A 17,414-nucleotide genomic window follows, 5' to 3' on the forward strand; every position below is an offset into this window, starting at 1 on the left:
CTCCCCTACTCGCCCATCAGCGCGCGCATGTCGGCCATCGACAGCGCGTCGCGGTTGAACTCGCAGGTGCCCTTGGCGAGCAGTTCCTCGGCGGCGCGTTTGAACGCGCCCAGGGCGACGCGCGACAGCGAGGAGCCGAGGGAGACGCGCCGGACGCCGAGGTCGAACAGCTCGGGGACGGTGAGCCGGTGGCCCGCGCCGAGGAGGACGTTCACGGGGCGGTCGACGGCCGCGCAGACGCTGCGGATGGACGCCGCGTCGGGCAGCGCGGGGGCGTAGAGGACGTCGGCGCCGGCCTCCGCGAACGCCTCCAGTCGCGCGATCGTGTCGTCGAGGTCGGGCCGTCCGTAAAGGAAATTCTCGGCCCTTGCGGTGAGGGTGAACGGGAAATCGAGTGCCCGTGCCGCTTCGACCGCCGCGGCAATGCGCTCGACGGATTCGCCGAATGGTCGAATGGGCTCGTCGTCACGCCCGGTGGCGTCCTCAATAGAGCCGCCTACCGCGCCGGTCGATGCGGCGAGCGCAATGGCATCGGCGACCGATTCGGGCGACGGACCGAATCCGTCCTCGAGATCGACGGTGACCGGCAGCGGGGTCGCCGCGGCGATCAGTCGCGCATTCGCGAGGGTGTCCTCCAGGGTCACCTCGGCGCGGCGGTCGACCTGGCCGAGTGCGGAGGCCAGGCCGCCGCTGGTCGTCGCGAGGGCGCTGAAACCCATGGTATGCAGGATCTTCGCGGTTCCGGCGTCCCACGGGTTCGGGATGACGAAGGGGCCGTCGTCGGCGTGAAGGCGGGCGAAGGCCTCGCCTCGGCGGCGCTGCGCCGACCCGCTCCGCGCGTCGTTCTCGTTGCTGTCGAATCGATCCGCTACCATACCTGCGTCTTCCCGGTGCTATCCAACATGAATGATCAGGGTTTGCATGGGCAGTCTTGTTCGGGGCTTTGTCGATCCCGGGGATTCTCGAGTCCGGCTCGATCGTCTGCGCTCGAGCCCGGATCAGATTAGCAAAGCATCGGCACTTTCGCGGGACTCGTCGTTCCGCGCGATTCCCTACCGATCAATATGCGATTCATCGAAAGTGTCCCATGGTCCGGCATTGCAGTAGGTGTCCCCGAAGAGAGCACTCGGTGAACTGAGGCTGACCGAGCGTGGAGTCCGCTATTTCGAGTGGGCTTCAGCCACATGAACATCAGATCACTTATCCCGTTCCACGATCCGCGGCCGTGCGGCCCTGAATCAACAGTGATGACCGACACACCAAGTCCCCTGCCGGCCGGTCGCGCACCACCGGCTCGCCGCCGGCGGCCGGCCGACGAGCGGGCGCCCTGGGCGGAGCGACCGGAGCGTCATCGCTCCCATTTTCGGCCCGACGGGTATTTACATTGCGGGCAAATGCCGGTTATATTTACATTTGTCAATGTCGCCATATATGGGAGCGATACCATGCACAGTTCGAGAACGAAACGCGCCAGAAGCCTCCTCCTGGCGTTCGCGGCGGTGGTCTTGGCCAGCGCGTCGGCGCTGTTCTTCACCGCCCAGTCCGCTTCGGCACACGGCACGGCGACCTCGCCGGCCGCGCGGCAGTACAGCTGCTGGGAACGCTGGGGCGGCGACCACATGAATCCGGACATGGCCACCGAAGACCCGATGTGCTACCAGGCCTTCCAGACCAACGCCAACACCATGTGGAGCTGGATGAGCCTGCTCCGCGAGGGCATGCAGGGGCAGCACGAGCAACGCATTCCGGACAACCGGCTCTGCTCCGGCGGCAACGCCGAATACACCTCGCTCGACGAGCCGGGCGACTGGCACACCACCCCGCTCAGCAACAATTTCACGCTGCACTACGAAGACCAGGCGAGGCACGGCGCCGACTACTACTGGGTGTACGTCACCCGGCAGGGATATGACGCCACCACCGACGCACTCGACTGGGGCGACCTCGAACGGGTCGTCGAGACCGGCGTCTACCAGCCGGGCCAGGCGGTCGACATCCCGGTGAGCGCGCCAGGCCGGACCGGGCACCACGTGGTCTACGTCGTCTGGCAGGCCAGCCACTTCGACCAGACCTTCTACTCCTGCTCGGACGTGTCGTTCGGGTAGCGCTCGACCGAAAGCGGGCACCAGGCGGTCCCGGCCCCATGGCCGGGACCGCCTTCTTCTTGCGCCGCAAGGGATGGCGTGCGAGCTTCAGGCCGTTCCCGATGCCGCGCCGTATCTGACTCCAAAGTGCCCTACGCACTTGAAAGTGCCTTTTGCACGCCTCATTTCACGCACCTACGATGGTGTTACGAACTGATAGTGAGGTGGAGAAATGGACGGGATTCAGGCCGAAGCATCGGCTCCCGTGGTCGTCGAATTCCGGCCGAAAGCCGAGTCGGTCGGACCGGTTCGTCGGACCCCGCCGCGAATGCCCGCACGGGAGCGCGTCGTCGGGCGGTCCTGCGGTGGTCGAGTCCGTCCTCAGCGGACGGGGGAATCCTCGGAGGCGGCGGCACGCGCCTTCTCCCGGCCGACCCCGGTCTGCTCGTGGGCGCGGCGACTGGCGCCGACGTCCTCGTGATGGGCCACCGCCCACGACACGAGCGCCATCGCGGAGTCCAGCAGCGACCGCCCCAGAGCGGTGAGCTCGTACTCCACACGCGGAGGAATCTCGGGGTAGGCGGTGCGCAGGATCATGCCGTCGCGCTCGAGGGCCTTGAGGGTCACGGTGAGCATCCGCTGTGAAATGCCCGGAATGCTCGCCTGCAGGTCGGAGTAGCGCAGCGACGAACCGGAGAGCGTGCTGATGACCAGCACCGTCCACTTGTCGCCGATCCGGTCCAGGACCTCCCGGATGAACCCGCTCTCCTCCGGCCAGGCCTGACACGGCCCGCTGATCGCTCTCCCTGCCATTGCCACACCTTTCCCCACTTGAAGCGTACCGCACCAGCGGTATGTAACGCACTTTCGCGGACCGGCCCCGCCGCGCCGCGAAGGCACGACCACCACCTTTGAAAGGAAACAGTCATGTCATATCTGCTGCACATCGACTCCTCGTCGCTCGGCGAGGGCTCGGTCTCGCGCCAGGTCGCCCAGTCCTTCCGCCATGCGTGGTCGGGCGAAGTCGTCCACCGCGACCTCGCCGCGGCCCCCGTGCCCCACTTGAGCAGTGCGGGCATCGCCGCCCGGACCGTCGAACCGGCCCGCCGCACTCCCGATCAGGCCGAAGCGGCCAAGGTGCAGGACGAGCTCATCGAGGAGTTCCTCGGCGCCGGCGCCTACCTGTTCACGGTGCCTATGTACAACCTGACGATGCCGTCCGTGTTCAAGGCGTGGCTCGACCAGATCGTCGTCGACGGCCGCACGTTCAGCCACTCCGGGCCGTCCCGGGCCGCGGGGCGCCCGGCGGTGCTGATCTCGACCCGCGGGGGCGGGTACGGACCCGGTTCCCCCAGGGAGGGTTACGACTACGTCGTGCCCGCGCTGGAGGCGATCCTCGGCCATGAGGACCTGCTCGGCCTGGACGTGACCACCGTGGTGCCCGAACTGACCATGGCCCCGCACGCCCCGGCACTCGCGTCGCTGCTGCCGAAGCACGAGGCGTCGATGACGCGGGCCCACGAGCGCGTGAGGGAGCTGGCCACGACCATCGCCGCGGCGTGACCGACGCGGTGAAGGAGGGGTCATCCGAGGATGATCCCTCCTCGGGCGAGTGAGGGAGTGGATCGAGTCGGGGATAGTTGCGGGGTGACCGGCGCTTTCATCCACCCCGACTTTCGATCCGCCGTCGAGCGCGTCCTCGTGGACGAGGTCGGCGGCCGACTGAGCGACCTCTACCTTCCCGACGACCGAAACCTCACCGACCTGTGGGCCATCGGCCGCACGCCCGACGGCGGCAGCCGGCCCAACCCGTACCGCGACGTCGCACGCAACGTTCGCTTCGAAGGCAAGCGCACGGTCTACATCGCCGCGGACGGCACGCGCACGGCACTGACCGTGCCCCGAGGGAGCGTCACCCCGCACGGCGAACCGCTGGCATCGCGCTCGCTCGCAGCCGGGGTCTGGTCGCACTTCCCCGAGGCGGACGCCCGCATCTACGTCCCGGCCACGGGCGTGTTCGATCTCGGCGGGATGGCCGACATGACGGTGGTCGCGGGCGGCGTGGTCTACCGGGTGACGGTCGACGTCGGCCCTCGCAACCTCAAGCGGTTCATCCGCGACGTCTCCCACGGCTTCCGCGCAAGCCCGTAACAGTGCAACCGGCCATGTGCGCGACGCGTCGTTCCCCGGGCTCACGTCATAGCGTTGCCGCGGTCGGGTCCCAATCGGACGGCAGGAGCGCGGGGCGCGGCGCGGTCGACTCCACCGCGACCGGCTGCCGGGATTGAGCGGACTCGCTGATCGCGACCATCGCGTCGAGGACGTGGAAGGCCAGAGCGCCGGAGGCCCGCTCCGCAACGCCCGCCCGGATCGCCCGTGCCAGTTCGAGCACCCCGGTGCCGCGGGTGGCCTTCGGATCGGGCGCGGCGAGCTCCCGCGGCCGCTCGGACCCGTCCGTCCACAGTAGCGAGGGGCCGCCGAACGTGTTCGGGTCGGGCAGTTCCAGCGTGCCCGACGTCCCGTTGAACTCGACGGTCGGCGGGTGCGCGCGCACCGACTCGAAACTGAAGATCGCCTGCGCCGAAGCGCCGCTTTCGAACTCGATGAGCGCCGCGTGGTGGGTCGGCACCCGGACCTCGAAGACCGTCCCGGCCTTGGGCCCCGAACCGATGACCCGGGTCGCGCGGGCGGTCGAGGGCGCGGCGACGACGCGGCCGATCGGCCCGAGCTGCTGCACCAGCGCGGTCAGATAGTAAGGGCCGATGTCGAACAGGGGCCCCGCGCCGTGGTCGAAGAGGAACTCCGGGTTCGGGTGCCACGACTCCGGGCCCGGGCTGCGGAACAGCGCCGCGGCCGTGACCGGCGTGCCGATGCCGCCGTCGGCGATGACCCGCTGCGCGTTCTGGAGGCCGGGGCCGAGGAAGGTGTCCGGTGCGCTCGCGACCCTCAGGCCCAGCGCCTCGGCACGGTCGAGCAGGACCCGTCCCGCCTCGCGGTCGAGCGCGAGGGGCTTCTCGGCCCACACGTGCTTGCCCGCGTCGAGGATCCGCAGCCCGACCTCGGCGTGCGCGGCCGGGATGGTCAGGTTGACCACGATCTCGATCGTCTCGTCCGCAAGCAGGCCTTCGACATCGCCGCTGGCGGGCACGTCGAATTCGGCGGCCCGGGCGGCGGCCCGGGCCAGATCGAGGTCGGCGACGTACCGGACGTCGACGTCGGGGAACCGGGTCAGGTTCCGCAGATACTCCGCACTGATGACACCGGCGCCGATCACGCCCACGCCAACGGGTCCCGTCGGGTTCATGCCGTCTCCTCCGTCGCGTTCAGGTAGGCGATGCTCGCGCCGATGCCTTCGAAGACGTCGCCCGCGTAGTGGTCGAACTCGATGACGCGGAGCGTGTGCGGCGAGGCGGCGAGGACCGCCGGGATGTCGACCGCGCCCTCGCCCGCGGGCAGCTGCACGTCCCCGTCGCGGGGCAGCGGGCCGTCCTTGACGTGGAGGAAGCGGACGCGCTCGCCCAGGCGGTCGAGCAGGGCGGGGGCGGCGACGCCGGCGACCTCGGCCCAGTAGACGTCGAGTTCGAGGACGACCGCCGGGTCGAGCAGATCGGCGAAGACTTCGAATGCGGTGCGGCCGTTGAGGTCGGCGAACTCCCACCAGTGGTTGTGGTAGCCCACGCGCAGTCCGTGGTCGGCCGCTCTCCGGCCCAGGTCGTTGAGCCGGTGCGCCATCGCGGCCACGCCCTCGCGGCTCTCCCATCCTTCGCGGACGGCCGGTTCGATGACCGTCTCGACGCCGAGCCGGACGGCGGCGCTGAACACGGCCTCCGGGTCGGCGTCTTCGAGCAGGTGCTCGTGCGCCGAGGGCGCTCGCATGCCGGTCGCCTCGAGCGCGACCTGGTACCGGTCCTGGAGTTCGAGGAGCCCGAACAGCTCGACCGTGTCCAGGCCGAGGGTGCGCAGGCGGCCGAGGGCGTCGGTCGCGTCGGCGTCGATCGCCTCGCGTACCGAGTAGAGCTGGACTGACAGCGGCATTGCTGGTCCTTTCACTGCGAGTGGTGCTCGGATGGCACCGAACCGGTGCCAAACCTACGCCTCACCGGCCCCAGGAGGTAGTCCCCGGCGGCAGCGTTCTCGGCCGCGGCCGTGTCGGGGCAGGTTGCGGGCCATCGGTTGTCGGGATCAGCGGAGTTTCGAGGGGCTGTTCCCCGCCATCGACAGGTCCACGGCCAGGGGGATGAGCGGTGCGAGCTGGAGGTGGTCGGGCCGCCGGAAGAACTGGATCACGAACCGGTTGAGCATGGCGGCCGTCGCCGGCGGCAGGCCCGCCGCCATGCCGGCGTGGTAGTGCCGGGCGAGGTACTGCGGCGAGCCGACCTTGGTCATGCGGCCGTACACCGCGCCGGAGGCGTCGGCGATGTCCAGGCCCAGCGCCCGCGAACCGTCCGCCCGGACACGGCCGTAGGAGCGGTCGCCGACGGACAGCTCCCACGAGGGTTTGAACGTGACGCTCTTCTGTCGGATCGTCCCGACCTCGCGGCCGTGCGCGTCGGTCACGGTGACCCGGCTCTTCCAGTGCTTGAGGTGCTTCGCCTCGAGCAGCGTCGCCCCGTCCCGGTCGGTCACCGCGGCCACGTCGGTCTTCTGGTGGTCGACCAGCTCGCGCAGCGAGGCGTCGTCGACGCCGGGCCCGGGGCCGAGCCGCTTCTCGTTCGCCCACGCCACGATCCGGCCGTCCGGCCTGGCCCAGGCGTGCCGGAACCCCTCGTTCTCGGCGGTCTGCAACTGCGCGAAGGCGAGGACCGGTTCGCCGAACAGGGTGCCGTCGCCGACACCGACCGCCTGCACCTTCGCCTCGGCCAGCATTGCCTGGACCTGCTCCAGCCCGAACTCCTCCGCCATGGACCGCACGCTACATCAACCGGGCTGCGTGCGGGCGACCTGAGCGGTGAACCGCGCGACCAGGTCGTCCACGACCGCCGGGAACCGTCCGCCCCGGCGGCGCAGGAGCCGCATCGTGACGCGGGTCCGGTCGTCCTTGATGGGGCGCATGGTGATGAGGCCGCCGCGTTCGAGCGGATCCCCGTCGACGGAGTAGTCGGGCAGGATCGTCGCACCCAGCCCCTCGGCCACGAGCAGTTTGCCCATCTCGGCGCCGTCGACGCTGTGCCAGGCGGCCGGCGGGCGGCCCTCGAAGAGCTGCATCGCGAAGCGGTGCATCACGTATCCCGCCCGCATCCCGATGAAGGTCTCCGCGCGCAGGTCCTCGGCGCCGACCTCGGGCCGCGCGGCGAGCCGGTGGGAGCTGGGCAGGACCGCGACCGGGCGGCCCCGCCGGAGCACGACGCCGTCCAGGCGGGGCGGCACCGCGAAGTCGTCGAGGGTGTTGACCAGGCCTACGTCGAGGGAGCCGTCGGCGAGGCCGGTCTCGATCTCGTCCTGCTGGAGGGCGCGGACCTCGACGCGGGTGTCGGGTCGGCCGGAGCGGAAATCGCGGATGGCGGGTATGAGAAGGCTCGCGGTGCCGGCGTTGACGGTGCCGATGCGAATCGGGCGGGCGGCCCCTGCGACGGCCGCCGACTGGAGCCGGTCGACCGCTTCGAGGACGCCGAACATGTGCTCCAGCAGCTCCTTGCCGCGCACGGTGATCCGGGTGCCGTCGCGGCGGCGCTCCAGGAGCGTGACGCCGAGTTCGCGTTCGAGCTTGCTGATGGCCTCGCTCAGCGCGGGCTGCGAGACGTGGAGGTGCTCGCTCGCGCGCCGCAGCGACCCGTGCCGCGTGACCGCCGCGATGTACTCCAGTTGTTCGATGCGCATCGTCGCCCGCCTCCGAGATTCGGTGCCGCCGATGGGGTTATCGGTCGAACCGATGGTCGAGACCTGTTCCCCGGACACATTTCCTAGTAATTTGATAGGAAAAGATTACTACGAGGAAGGGCATCGACACAATGACGAACCGACCACCGGAGCACCCGCTCGACTGGTCCTCCCGGCCCGCCACGTCCGCGGCGTGGGTCGCACGCGCCCGCGAGGTCGCCGCAAGGCTCGCGGTCGACGCCGTGGAACGCGACCGCGAGGGCGCGACGCCCTACGCGGAGGTCCAGCTGCTCAAGGACGCCGGGCTCGTCCCGCTCCTGGCCCCCGCCGAGCACGGCGGCGGCGGGCAGGACTGGACGACCGCCTACCGCGTCATCAGGGCCGTGGCCGCCGGCGACGGCTCCATCGGGCAGCTCCTGGGCTACCACTACCTGTGGGCCTGGGCCGCGCGCCTGGTCGCCACCCCCGGGCAGATCGAGGCCGTCGAGAAGCAAGCGGCCGAACAGGAGTGGTTCTTCGGCGGGGCGGTCAACCCCCGCGACGACGACCTCGTGATCCGCGAGGAGGACGGCGAACTCGTCTTCAACGGCCGCAAGACGTTCTCCACCGGCGGGAAGGTCTCGGACGTGACCGTCCTCGAAGGGATCCTGGAGGGCACCGACCGGCACGTCTTCGCGATCGTGCCCACCGACCAGGACGGCATCGTCTTCGCCGGCGACTGGGACAACCTCGGCCAGCGCCTGACCGAGTCCGGTTCGGCCCTGATCGAGGGCGTGCGGGTCCCGTGGGAGGCCGCCGCCGGGTACGTCGCGACCGAGCAAGGCCACGAGTTCGCGCCGCGCACCTACAACACGCTCAACGTGCCGCTGATCCAGCTGGTGTTCACCAACTTCTACCTGGGGATCGCCCAGGGCGCGCTCGACACCGCCGCCGCGTACACGCGCGAGCGGACCCGCGCCTGGCCGTACGCGGCCGACCGGAAGGCGCGCGCGGTCGACGAGTTCTACATCCAGGAGACCTACGGGGGCCTGCAGTCGAAGCTGTGGGCCGCCGAGGCGCTCGCCGATCGGGCGGCGGGACTCATCGAGTCGATCAACGCGCACGCGGACGCCGTCACGCCCGAGGAGCGCGGGGAGGCCGCCGTGGTGATCGCCTCCGCGAAGCAGACCACGATCGACGCGGGGCTCGAGATCGGGACGCGGATCTTCGAGGTCACCGGCGCGCGGGCCAGCGCGAACGCGGTGGGCCTGGACCTGTTCTGGCGCAACATCAGGACCCACTCCCTGCACGACCCGGTCGCGCACAAGCGGGCCGAGGTCGGCCGGTACGCGCTGACGGGCGAGCTGCCCGAACCCACCTGGTACACGTGAGCGTCCTCTTCCGATCCCCCGACCGTCTCTTTTGGAGCAGCACATGAGCACACAGGCCCCCGAGCCGCTGCAATTCGCCTACTGGGTCCCGAACGTCTCCGGCGGCCTGGTCGTGTCGAAGATCGAGCAGCGCACCGACTGGAGCTATGAGTACAACGTGAAGCTCGCGCGCCTCGCCGAGGACTCGGGCTTCGCGTACGCGCTCTCGCAGGTCCGCTACATCGCCTCGTACGGGGCGGCCTACCAGCAGGAGTCCACGTCGTTCAGTCTGGCGCTGCTGCTGGCGACGCAGCGGCTCAAGGTCATCGCCGCGATCCACCCGGGCCTGTGGCATCCGGGGGTGTTCGCGAAGTGGATCGCCACGGCCGACCAGCTCTCGGGCGGCCGGGCGGCGGTCAACGTCGTGTCCGGCTGGTTCAAGGACGAGTTCACCAAGCTCGGGGAGCCCTGGCTCGAGCACGGCGAGCGCTACCGGCGCTCGGAGGAGTTCATCCGCTACGTCAAGGAGATCTGGACGAGCGATCACGCCGAGTTCAACGGCGACTTCTACCGGCTCCACGACTTCGACCTCAAGCCCAAGCCCGTGGTCGGCGAGGGCCGCGCGCATCCGGAGATCTTCCAGGGCGGCAACTCGATCGACGCGCGCGGCATGGCCGGCCGGGTCTCGGACTGGTACTTCGCGAACGGGAACTCCCCCGACGCGATCGGGGCCCAGATCCGGGACGTCCGCGAGGTCGCCGGGCTCCACGGCCGCACCGTCCGCTTCGGCGTCAACGGGTTCCTCATCGCCCGCGACACCGAGGGCGAAGCCCGGAAGGTGCTGCGGGAGATCATCGACAAGGCCGACCGGGAGGCCGTCGAGGGCTTCGGCGCCGCGGTCAGGCAGGCCGGGCAGTCCACGCACGACAAGCAGGGCATGTGGCAGGACTCGGCCTTCGAGGATCTCGTCCAGTACAACGACGGATTCCGCACGGGCCTGATCGGCACGCCCGAGCAGATCGCGCACCGCATCCTGGAGTACAAGCGGCGCGGGGCGAACCTCCTGCTGCTGGGCTTCCTGCACTACCTGGAGGACGTCGAGTACTTCGGCAAGCGCGTCCTGCCGATCGTGCGGGAGCTCGAAGCGGCCGAGCTGGAGCGGGTGCCGTGAGCGAGCCCGCCTGTACCGTGCCGGTGCTCGACGCCGCGGCCGCGGTGGCCGCGGCGTCGAGCCTGGCCGGGGAGTTCGCGGCGGGCGCCGCCGAGCGCGACGCCCGCCGGTCCCTGCCGTACGCCGAGATCGACCGGCTCTCGGCTTCGGGGCTGCTGGCAGTCACCGTTCCGGCCGCCCACGGCGGCGCGGACCTCGACGCCGCGACGGTGGCCGAGGTCTTCCGGCACCTCGCCGCCGGCGACCCGAACATCGCGCAGATCCCCCACAGCCACTTCGTGTACGTCAACCAGCTGCGCCTGCGCGGCGATGCGGGCCAGCAGGCGCGGCTGTTCGCGGAGGTGCTGCGCGGCAAGCGGTTCGGGAACGCCCAGACGGAGTTCGGGACACGGCACGTGCGCGACCACCGGACCGCGCTGACGCCGGACGGGGCGGGCCGCTGGCGGTTGAACGGCACGAAGTTCTACTGCACCGGTGCGCTGTTCGCCGACTGGATCCCGGTGCTGGCGCACCTGGGGGTCGAGGGGCCGATGCATGTGGCGTGGGTCCGGCGGGACACCGAGGGCGTCGAGGTGGTGGACGACTGGGACGGCATCGGCCAGCGCACCACCGCGAGCGGCACGGTGCACCTGCGGAACGTCGCGGTCGCCGACGAGTGGATCACGCCGTACGCGTCCACGTTCGAGGCCCCGCAGACGTACGGGGCGTTCGCGCAGGTCCTCCACGCGGCCATCGACGCCGGGATCGCCAGGGCGGCACTGGAGGAGGCGGCGGCGTTCGTGCGCACGAAGTCGCGGCCGTACCCGGACGCGGGCGTGGAGCGGGCCGCGGACGATCCGCTGACGGTGCACGCGTTCGGGGAGATGGAGCTGGCGCTGCGCGGCGCCGAGGCGCTGCTGCGGGAGGCGGCGTCCGCTGTGGACGCCGCGAACGCAGATCTTTCGGAGGCGAGCGCGGCCGCGGCGAGCCTGGCCGTGGCGGCGGCGAGGGCCGCGACCGCGACCACCGCCGTGGACGTCGCGAGCCGGGTGTTCGCGGTCGCCGGGACCCGCAGCGCCCTCGCGGGGCTCAACCTGGACCGGCACTGGCGCAACGCCCGCATCCACACCCTGCACGACCCGGCGGCCTGGAAGGTCCAGCACCTGGGCCACTGGGCCCTCCACGGGGCGCCCCCGCCCCGGCACGGCCAACTCTGAGGAGGTTTCGTTGAGCGCGTTGCAGTTTCACTGGTTCCTGCCCACGAACGGCGGTGACGGCCGGCAGGTCGTGGACGGCGGCCACGGGGTCGACCCGGGCCGCTCGTCGCGGCCGGCGTCGGTGTCCTACCTGGGGCAGGTGGCGAGGGCGGCCGAGGACAACGGGTTCGCGGCGGCGCTGACGCCGACGGGCGCGTGGTGCGAGGACGCCTGGGTGTCCACGGCCATGCTGTCGCAGGTGTCCGACCGCTTGAAGTTCCTGGTGGCGTTCCGGCCCGGGAGCGTCTCGCCGTTCCTGGCCGCGCAGATGGCGGGGACGTTCCAGCATCTGACGGGCGGCCGGCTGCTGCTCAACATCGTGACCGGCGGTGAGTCCCACGAGCAGCGGATGTACGGCGACTTCGAGGACAAGGACGCTCGCTACGAGCGGTGCGGGGAGTTCCTGCACATCGTGCGGCGCCTGTGGGCCGGCGAGACGGTCGACTTCGCGGGGAGGCACCTGCGCGTCGAGGGCGCGCGGCTCGCGCAGCTGCCCGAACCGGTTCCAAAAGTCTACTTCGGAGGATCGTCACCGGCGGCCGGGCGCGTCGCGGCCGAGCACGCCGACGTGTACCTGACCTGGGGCGAACCGCCCGGGGCCGTGGCGGCGAAGGTCGCCTGGATCAGAGGGCTCGCCGGCGGCAGGCCGATCCGCTTCGGCCTGCGCGTCCACGTGATCAACCGCGACACGTCCGCCGAGGCCTGGGCCGAGGCCGAGCGCCTGCTGGCCGGGATCGGCGAGGACGACATCGCGCGGGTCCGGGCGGGCCTGCGGCGCAGCGAGTCCGAGGGCCAGCGCCGGATGCTCGACCTCAACGGCGGCACCAAGCACGGCCTGGAGGTCCACCCGGGCCTGTGGGCGGGGATCGGCCTGGTCCGCGGCGGCGCGGGGACGGCGCTGGTCGGCTCGCACGCCGAAGTCGCCGACCTCATCGAGGAGTACCGGCAAGTCGGGATCGAGGAGTTCGTGCTCTCGGCCTACCCGCACCTGGAGGGCGCGTACTGGTTCGGCGAAGGCGTCCTGCCGGAGCTGGAGCGGCGCGGCCTGTGGTCGCATCCCGCGCCGCGGCGAAACCGCGTCGCGGCCGTCCCTTTCGCGAACTGACCCGACACCTCAGGAGGCACCCCATGACCCTGCCCACCAACCAGGACCTCGACCCGCGCCGGCTGCGGGAGGCGTTCGGGCTCTTCCCCACCGGGGTCGTGGCCGTCGCCGCATCCGTCGACGGGCGCGTCGCCGGCCTGGCGGCGAGCTCGTTCACCTCGGTGAGCCTGAACCCGCCGCTGGTGTCGTTCTCGATCGCGACCGCCTCGAAGACCTGGCCGGACCTGCGGCGGGCGGCCCACCTGGGCCTGACGGTCCTCGCCGACCACCACGCCGCGGTGTGCCGCCGGCTCGCCGGGGACCCGGCGCGGCGCTTCGACGGCCTCGCGCTCAGCGCCACCGCCGAGGGCGCGGTGACGCTCGACGACGGTCTGGCGCGCTTCGACTGCTCGGTGTACCGGGAGGTGGAGGCCGGGGACCACATCATCGTCCTGCTGCGGCTGCACGCGGTCGAGCACTCCGACACGCCCGGGCCGCTGGTCTTCCACCGCAGCGGATTCAGCCGTCTCGCATGAGCATCGTGCCAGCCGTTCGTCGGATGCGTACGCGGATTCAGCTCTCGATCGTCTTCAAGCGCCTGACGGGCGAGACCAGCAGCAGGATCGTCCCGGCGGCCACCGGGACCGACAGCAGCAGGAAGGCGTTCTGGACGCCGACGAGATCGGCCAGTCCCCCGGCCGCCAGCGCGCCGACGGGCGCCCCGCCCCAGGCGATCATGCGCCCGGTCGTGTTCACCCTGCCCTGCAAGGCGTCCGGGGTGAGCAGCTGCCGGACGGTGATGCCGTTGACGACGGCCGCGGTATGGGCGAAGTCCCAGGCGATCCAGGCCGCGACGGCCAGGGCGAAGCCCGCCGGGCCGGGTCCGGCCGCGGCGAGGGCGACGACCATGGTCAGTTCCAGGAGATACGCGGCGATGGAGACGGGGCCGTGCCCGAAGCGGGCCGTGAAGCGGCCGAGGAGCATCGCACCAAAGAGGGAGCCGACGGCGGTGGCGCTGTAGAGCAGGCCGAGCTCCCAGTCGCGAACGTCCAGGAGGACGTCGGCGTGGACGACGATGAGGCCGAGGGCGCCACCGCCGGTGCAGGCGATCCCGAAGCCTGCGAAGGTGAGTGCGCGGATGCGCGGCTCGGACCAGATGAACCGCAGGCCTTCGGCGATGTCCGCGCGGATGCTCGCCGCCTTGGCCGCGGCGCGCCCGGGCAGGGCCAGGCGGCGCAGCAGGAGTGCCGAGGCGGCGAAGGTCAGCGCGTTGATCCCGATGACGGCCTCCGGTCCGACCGCGCTCGCGAGCAGGCCGCCGAGTGCCGGTGCGGCGATGCCGACCACGGTGGTGGTGGAGAAGATCAGCGAGTTCGCCTGCTGGAGGCGCTCTCGGCCGACGATCTGGGGCAGGGCACCGAAGGCGGCGGCGTCGAACCAGACGAACGCGGTCCCGGTGAGGACGACGACGGCGAGGACGTGGGCGGCGGTGACGGTGCCGAAGGCGGCGGCCGACGGGACGGTGGCGAGCAGTGCCGCGGCGGCCGCGTCGGCGCCGACCATGAGCCGGCGCCGGTCGACCCGGTCCGCGTACGCCCCGGCGAACAGCCCGAACAGCAGATAGGGGGCGAGGGACAGGCCGGAGGCGGCGGCCGTCGCGGTGGCCGAGCCGGTGCGTTCCCACACCAGCATCGGTACGGCCACCCCGGAGGCGGCCGTACCGACGAGGCTGGTCGTGCGCGCGGCGTACCAGCGGCGGAATCCGGGGAGGGCGAGCAGGTCGCGACCCGCCCGCCGGGTGGCGGTCATTCCTGGAAGGCCTCGGGGTAAAGGCCCGCGGCGATGGCGCGGACGGCGTCGATGTTGCTGAGGGAGCCGGGGTAGACGTCGGAGCCGGAGATGACCACGATGCGGTCGTTCGCCACGGCGCTCACCTCGGGCAGGGTCCGCGCCAGATAGTCGCGGGTGGTCTGCTCGTGCTCGGCGTCCCTGGCGGCGAACACGATGACCTCGGGGTCGGCGGCGGCCAGGGCCTCGGGGTTGATCTGGGCGGCGAAGAAGGAGGCGAACTCGGGGTCTTCGGGGCCGAAGACGTTCTCGCCGCCGGCGCGGGCGATCATGTCGTACTCGATGCCGGCGCCGATGGCGGTGAGGGCGTCGCCTTCGACGTAGACCTGAGCGACGGTGGGCCGCTCCAGCCCGGCGATGCGGCCCGCGACGTCGTCGAGCGTCGCGTGGGCCCCGTCCGCGAGCGCGGCGGCCTCGTCCTCGACGTCGAAGATCTTCCCGAGGTTGTCCAGGTCGGTGAACAGGTCGTCGACGGTGCCCGCCATGCGGCGCTCGGGGCAGCCGCCGGTGGCGGTGTAGGCGGCGACGCCGGCCTCGGCGAGCTGCTCGTGGCTGGCGAAGCCCTGCTCGGCGGTGAACTCGTAGTCGGTGGGCGAGTACACGAAGTCGGGTTCGACGTCGAGGAGCGCTTCGCGGGCGGGCGGGGTGTCCTCGCTGATGACGGGGATGTCGGCGGCGAGGGAGGCGAGGTCGTCGCTGAGCGGGGCGGTGGCGGTCTGGGCCTGCCCGACGATGCGGTCGGCCAGGCCCAGGCGCAGGAGCAGCTCGGTCTGGGTGGGGCTGAGGCCGACGACGGCGTCCGGCGCGCCGTCCACGGTGATCTCGCGGCCGCAGTTCTCGACGGTCAGGGCCTCGCCGGTGGCGGCGGGGCCGGCGTCGGCGACGTCGGAGCCGCAGGCGCTCAGGGCGATGGCGGCGCCGAGTGCCGCGGCGGCGGCCGCGGTGCGGCGGGCGGGACGGGTGTTCATGCGGTGGTGTTCCTCTCGGTTGACGGAGCCTTCAAGGGGCTCAAGGCGAAGTGGGGGCGACCGGTGGCGGGGTGGGCGATCCGGTCGGCGCGGACGGCGAAGGCCTCGGCGATGAGGTCGCCGGTGAGGACGGTGCCCGGATCGCCGGCGGCGATGAGGCGGCCCTCCTTGAGGACGGCGACGGCGTCGCAGTACTCGGCGGCGAGGTTGAGGTCGTGGAGGGCGGCGATGGTGGTGAGCCCCAGGTCGGCGACGATCTGCATGAGTTCGAGTTGGAACGTGACGTCGAGGTGGTTGGTGGGCTCGTCGAGGACGAGCACGGGGCAGTCCTGGGTGATGGCGCGCGCCAGGAGGATCCGCTGCTTCTCGCCGCCCGAGAGGATCGTGAAGGGGCGGTCGGCGAGGTCGAGGGCGCCGACGCGTTCGAGCGCGGCCTCGGCGGCGGCGAGGTCGGCGGGGCTGTCGGCGCCGAAGCCGCGCTGGTGGGGAACGCGGCCGAGCATGACGACCTGGAAGGCGGTGAGGTCGTGTTCGGCGGTGCTCTCCTGGGCGACGACGGCGATCCTCTGGGCGGCTGCGCGGGCGCCCAGCCGCCACAGGTCGTCCCCGCCGATGCGGACGGACCCGGACGCGGGGCGGTGGAGGCGGTACAGGCTCCGCAGCAGCGTGGATTTGCCGGACCCGTTGGGGCCCAGCAGGGCGAGCCGCCGGCCCGGTTCGACCTCGAGGGAGACGCGGTCGACGATGCGGCGCCCGCCGAGTTCGATCGAGAGGTCGTCGATGCTGATCCTCATCGGTGCATCCCCGCACCCGCGGCGCGTCCCCTTCGCATGAGCCACAGGAAGAACGGTGCCCCGACGGCGGCGGTGACGATCCCGATCGGGATCTCGGTCGGGGCGGCGACAGTGCGGGCGGCGAGGTCGGCGGCCATGAGGAACATGGCGCCGCCGAGCACGGTGACGGGCAGCATCCGGCGGTGGTCGGCGCCAACGGCGATGCGGCTGATGTGCGGGATGACCAGGCCGACGAAGCCGATGCCGCCGCTGACGGCGACGACGGCGCCGGTGAGCAGCGCGCAGGCGACGAGCAGCTGGCTGCGGAAGCGGTTCACGTCCACCCCGAGCGCGGTCGCGGTCTCGTCCCCCACCTGGAGGGCGTTCAGGGAGCGGCTGCGCAGCAGCGCGAACGCGAGCACGATCGCGAGCGCGGCGGCCGGGACGGCCAGCTGGGTCCAGGTGGCGGCCGCGACGCTCCCGAGGAGGAAGAACAGGATGCTGAAGACGTTCTGCGCCTCGGTGGTGATGGTCAGGTAGCTGGTGACGGCGCTGAGCAGGGACCCGAGGGCGACCCCGGAGAGGATGAGCCGGGTCGGCGCGACGATGCCGCCCTGGCGGGCCAGGAGGTACACGGCCACGGCGGCGGCGAGCGCCCCGGCGAACGCGGCCCCGCTGAGCGTCAGGCCGGCGGCGCCGGCGCCGAGGGTGATGACGGCGACCGCGCCGACGCCCGCGCCGGCGGAGACGCCGAGGAGGTACGGCTCGGCGAGCGGGTTGCGGACCAGGGCCTGCATGAGCGCGCCCGCCAGGGCGAGACCGGCTCCGGCGATGCCCGCGAGGAGGGTGCGCGGGAGCCTGAACCGCCAGACGGCTTGGTCCTGAAGCGATGTCAGGCTGCCGTCGGCCATCCAGGGCATGTTCGGCAGCAGGTGGCCGGCGACGATCTTGAAGGACTCGGCGACGGTCACGTCGACGGTCCCGGTCGCACCGGAGACGATGACGACGCCGAAGCCTGCCGCCAGCAGCGCCATGCCGGCGAGGGGTGCGGTGGGACCTGCCGTGCGTCTCGCGGAAGGTCCTCG

At 71.6% G+C, this 17,414-nt stretch carries 18 protein-coding genes; 8 read left to right on the top strand and 10 right to left on the bottom strand.

Features of this window, described 5'->3' with window-relative positions:
* Positions 1 to 5: 5 nt before the first annotated feature.
* Positions 6 to 875: an isocitrate lyase/PEP mutase family protein gene (locus tag BLQ63_RS17720; RefSeq protein ID WP_091038183.1), complete on the bottom strand. Its 870-nt coding sequence runs from the start codon at positions 873 to 875 to the stop codon at positions 6 to 8.
* A 570-nt stretch (positions 876 to 1,445) separates the two neighbouring features.
* Here BLQ63_RS17720 and BLQ63_RS17725 point away from each other — a divergent pair.
* Positions 1,446 to 2,105 (top strand): lytic polysaccharide monooxygenase auxiliary activity family 9 protein, encoded by a 660-nt coding sequence (locus tag BLQ63_RS17725; protein WP_091038186.1) that lies wholly within the window; start codon positions 1,446 to 1,448, stop codon positions 2,103 to 2,105.
* A 360-nt stretch (positions 2,106 to 2,465) separates the two neighbouring features.
* Here the strand turns inward: BLQ63_RS17725 and BLQ63_RS17730 are convergent, their stop codons facing one another.
* Complete coding sequence (locus BLQ63_RS17730) at positions 2,466 to 2,897, bottom strand: winged helix-turn-helix transcriptional regulator (RefSeq protein WP_091038189.1); 432 nt, start codon at positions 2,895 to 2,897, stop codon at positions 2,466 to 2,468.
* A gap of 114 nt (positions 2,898 to 3,011) precedes the next feature.
* On the opposite strand from BLQ63_RS17730, the gene BLQ63_RS17735 reads away from it, so the two are divergent.
* Together BLQ63_RS17735 and BLQ63_RS17740 are read left to right on the top strand one after the other, a co-directional pair.
* Positions 3,012 to 3,647 carry an FMN-dependent NADH-azoreductase gene (locus BLQ63_RS17735; RefSeq protein ID WP_091038192.1) on the top strand — a complete coding sequence of 212 codons (636 nt, stop codon included), beginning with the start codon at positions 3,012 to 3,014 and terminating at the stop codon, positions 3,645 to 3,647.
* 84 nt (positions 3,648 to 3,731) lie between these two features.
* Complete coding sequence (locus BLQ63_RS17740; protein WP_091038195.1) at positions 3,732 to 4,235, top strand: hypothetical protein; 504 nt, start codon at positions 3,732 to 3,734, stop codon at positions 4,233 to 4,235.
* Between the two features lie 46 nt (positions 4,236 to 4,281).
* Here BLQ63_RS17740 and BLQ63_RS17745 read toward each other — a convergent pair whose 3' ends face one another.
* The 4 genes from BLQ63_RS17745 to BLQ63_RS17760 form a co-directional block, all read right to left on the bottom strand.
* Positions 4,282 to 5,388 (bottom strand): Gfo/Idh/MocA family protein, encoded by a 1,107-nt coding sequence (locus BLQ63_RS17745; RefSeq protein ID WP_091038198.1) that lies wholly within the window; start codon positions 5,386 to 5,388, stop codon positions 4,282 to 4,284.
* Positions 5,385 to 6,119, bottom strand: a complete 735-nt coding sequence (locus BLQ63_RS17750; RefSeq protein WP_091038200.1) for a sugar phosphate isomerase/epimerase family protein — start codon at positions 6,117 to 6,119, stop codon at positions 5,385 to 5,387. The genes BLQ63_RS17745 and BLQ63_RS17750 overlap by 4 nt, the downstream gene beginning before the upstream one ends.
* Before the next feature lie 147 nt (positions 6,120 to 6,266).
* A complete protein-coding gene (locus tag BLQ63_RS17755) occupies positions 6,267 to 6,986 on the bottom strand; it encodes an LURP-one-related/scramblase family protein (RefSeq protein WP_091038203.1) in 720 nt (239 codons plus the stop codon).
* A 15-nt stretch (positions 6,987 to 7,001) separates the two neighbouring features.
* Positions 7,002 to 7,901, bottom strand: coding sequence for a LysR family transcriptional regulator (locus tag BLQ63_RS17760; protein ID WP_091038449.1), 900 nt, complete (start codon positions 7,899 to 7,901; stop codon positions 7,002 to 7,004).
* A 131-nt stretch (positions 7,902 to 8,032) separates the two neighbouring features.
* On the opposite strand from BLQ63_RS17760, the gene BLQ63_RS17765 reads away from it, so the two are divergent.
* Genes BLQ63_RS17765 through BLQ63_RS17785 form a run of 5 tightly spaced genes read left to right on the top strand, consistent with a single transcriptional unit; the run spans position 8,033 to position 13,276 of the window.
* Entirely contained in the window at positions 8,033 to 9,271 is a 1,239-nt protein-coding gene (locus BLQ63_RS17765; RefSeq protein WP_091038206.1) for an acyl-CoA dehydrogenase family protein, read from the top strand.
* A 43-nt stretch (positions 9,272 to 9,314) separates the two neighbouring features.
* Positions 9,315 to 10,421, top strand: coding sequence for a dimethylsulfone monooxygenase SfnG (gene sfnG / locus BLQ63_RS17770; RefSeq protein ID WP_091038208.1), 1,107 nt, complete (start codon positions 9,315 to 9,317; stop codon positions 10,419 to 10,421).
* A complete protein-coding gene (locus BLQ63_RS17775) occupies positions 10,418 to 11,617 on the top strand; it encodes an SfnB family sulfur acquisition oxidoreductase (protein WP_218125326.1) in 1,200 nt (399 codons plus the stop codon). The genes sfnG and BLQ63_RS17775 overlap by 4 nt, the downstream gene beginning before the upstream one ends.
* A gap of 10 nt (positions 11,618 to 11,627) precedes the next feature.
* Positions 11,628 to 12,761: an LLM class flavin-dependent oxidoreductase gene (locus tag BLQ63_RS17780; protein WP_218125327.1), complete on the top strand. Its 1,134-nt coding sequence runs from the start codon at positions 11,628 to 11,630 to the stop codon at positions 12,759 to 12,761.
* A 23-nt stretch (positions 12,762 to 12,784) separates the two neighbouring features.
* Positions 12,785 to 13,276: a flavin reductase family protein gene (locus BLQ63_RS17785; RefSeq protein ID WP_091038217.1), complete on the top strand. Its 492-nt coding sequence runs from the start codon at positions 12,785 to 12,787 to the stop codon at positions 13,274 to 13,276.
* A 37-nt stretch (positions 13,277 to 13,313) separates the two neighbouring features.
* On the opposite strand, the gene BLQ63_RS17790 is transcribed toward BLQ63_RS17785, so the two are convergent.
* Genes BLQ63_RS17790 through BLQ63_RS17805 form a run of 4 tightly spaced genes read right to left on the bottom strand, consistent with a single transcriptional unit; the run spans position 13,314 to position 17,363 of the window.
* Complete coding sequence (locus tag BLQ63_RS17790; RefSeq protein WP_091038219.1) at positions 13,314 to 14,549, bottom strand: MFS transporter; 1,236 nt, start codon at positions 14,547 to 14,549, stop codon at positions 13,314 to 13,316.
* Complete coding sequence (locus tag BLQ63_RS17795; protein WP_091038221.1) at positions 14,546 to 15,556, bottom strand: ABC transporter substrate-binding protein; 1,011 nt, start codon at positions 15,554 to 15,556, stop codon at positions 14,546 to 14,548. Before BLQ63_RS17795 ends, BLQ63_RS17790 begins: the two co-directional genes overlap by 4 nt.
* Positions 15,553 to 16,350, bottom strand: coding sequence for an ABC transporter ATP-binding protein (locus BLQ63_RS17800; RefSeq protein WP_091038224.1), 798 nt, complete (start codon positions 16,348 to 16,350; stop codon positions 15,553 to 15,555). Before BLQ63_RS17800 ends, BLQ63_RS17795 begins: the two co-directional genes overlap by 4 nt.
* Positions 16,347 to 17,363 carry a FecCD family ABC transporter permease gene (locus BLQ63_RS17805; protein ID WP_091038226.1) on the bottom strand — a complete coding sequence of 339 codons (1,017 nt, stop codon included), beginning with the start codon at positions 17,361 to 17,363 and terminating at the stop codon, positions 16,347 to 16,349. The genes BLQ63_RS17800 and BLQ63_RS17805 overlap by 4 nt, the downstream gene beginning before the upstream one ends.
* Between the last annotated feature and the right edge of the window lie 51 nt (positions 17,364 to 17,414).

The organism is Glycomyces harbinensis, assembly GCF_900101745.1.
Taxonomy (GTDB): domain Bacteria; phylum Actinomycetota; class Actinomycetes; order Mycobacteriales; family Micromonosporaceae; genus Glycomyces; species Glycomyces harbinensis.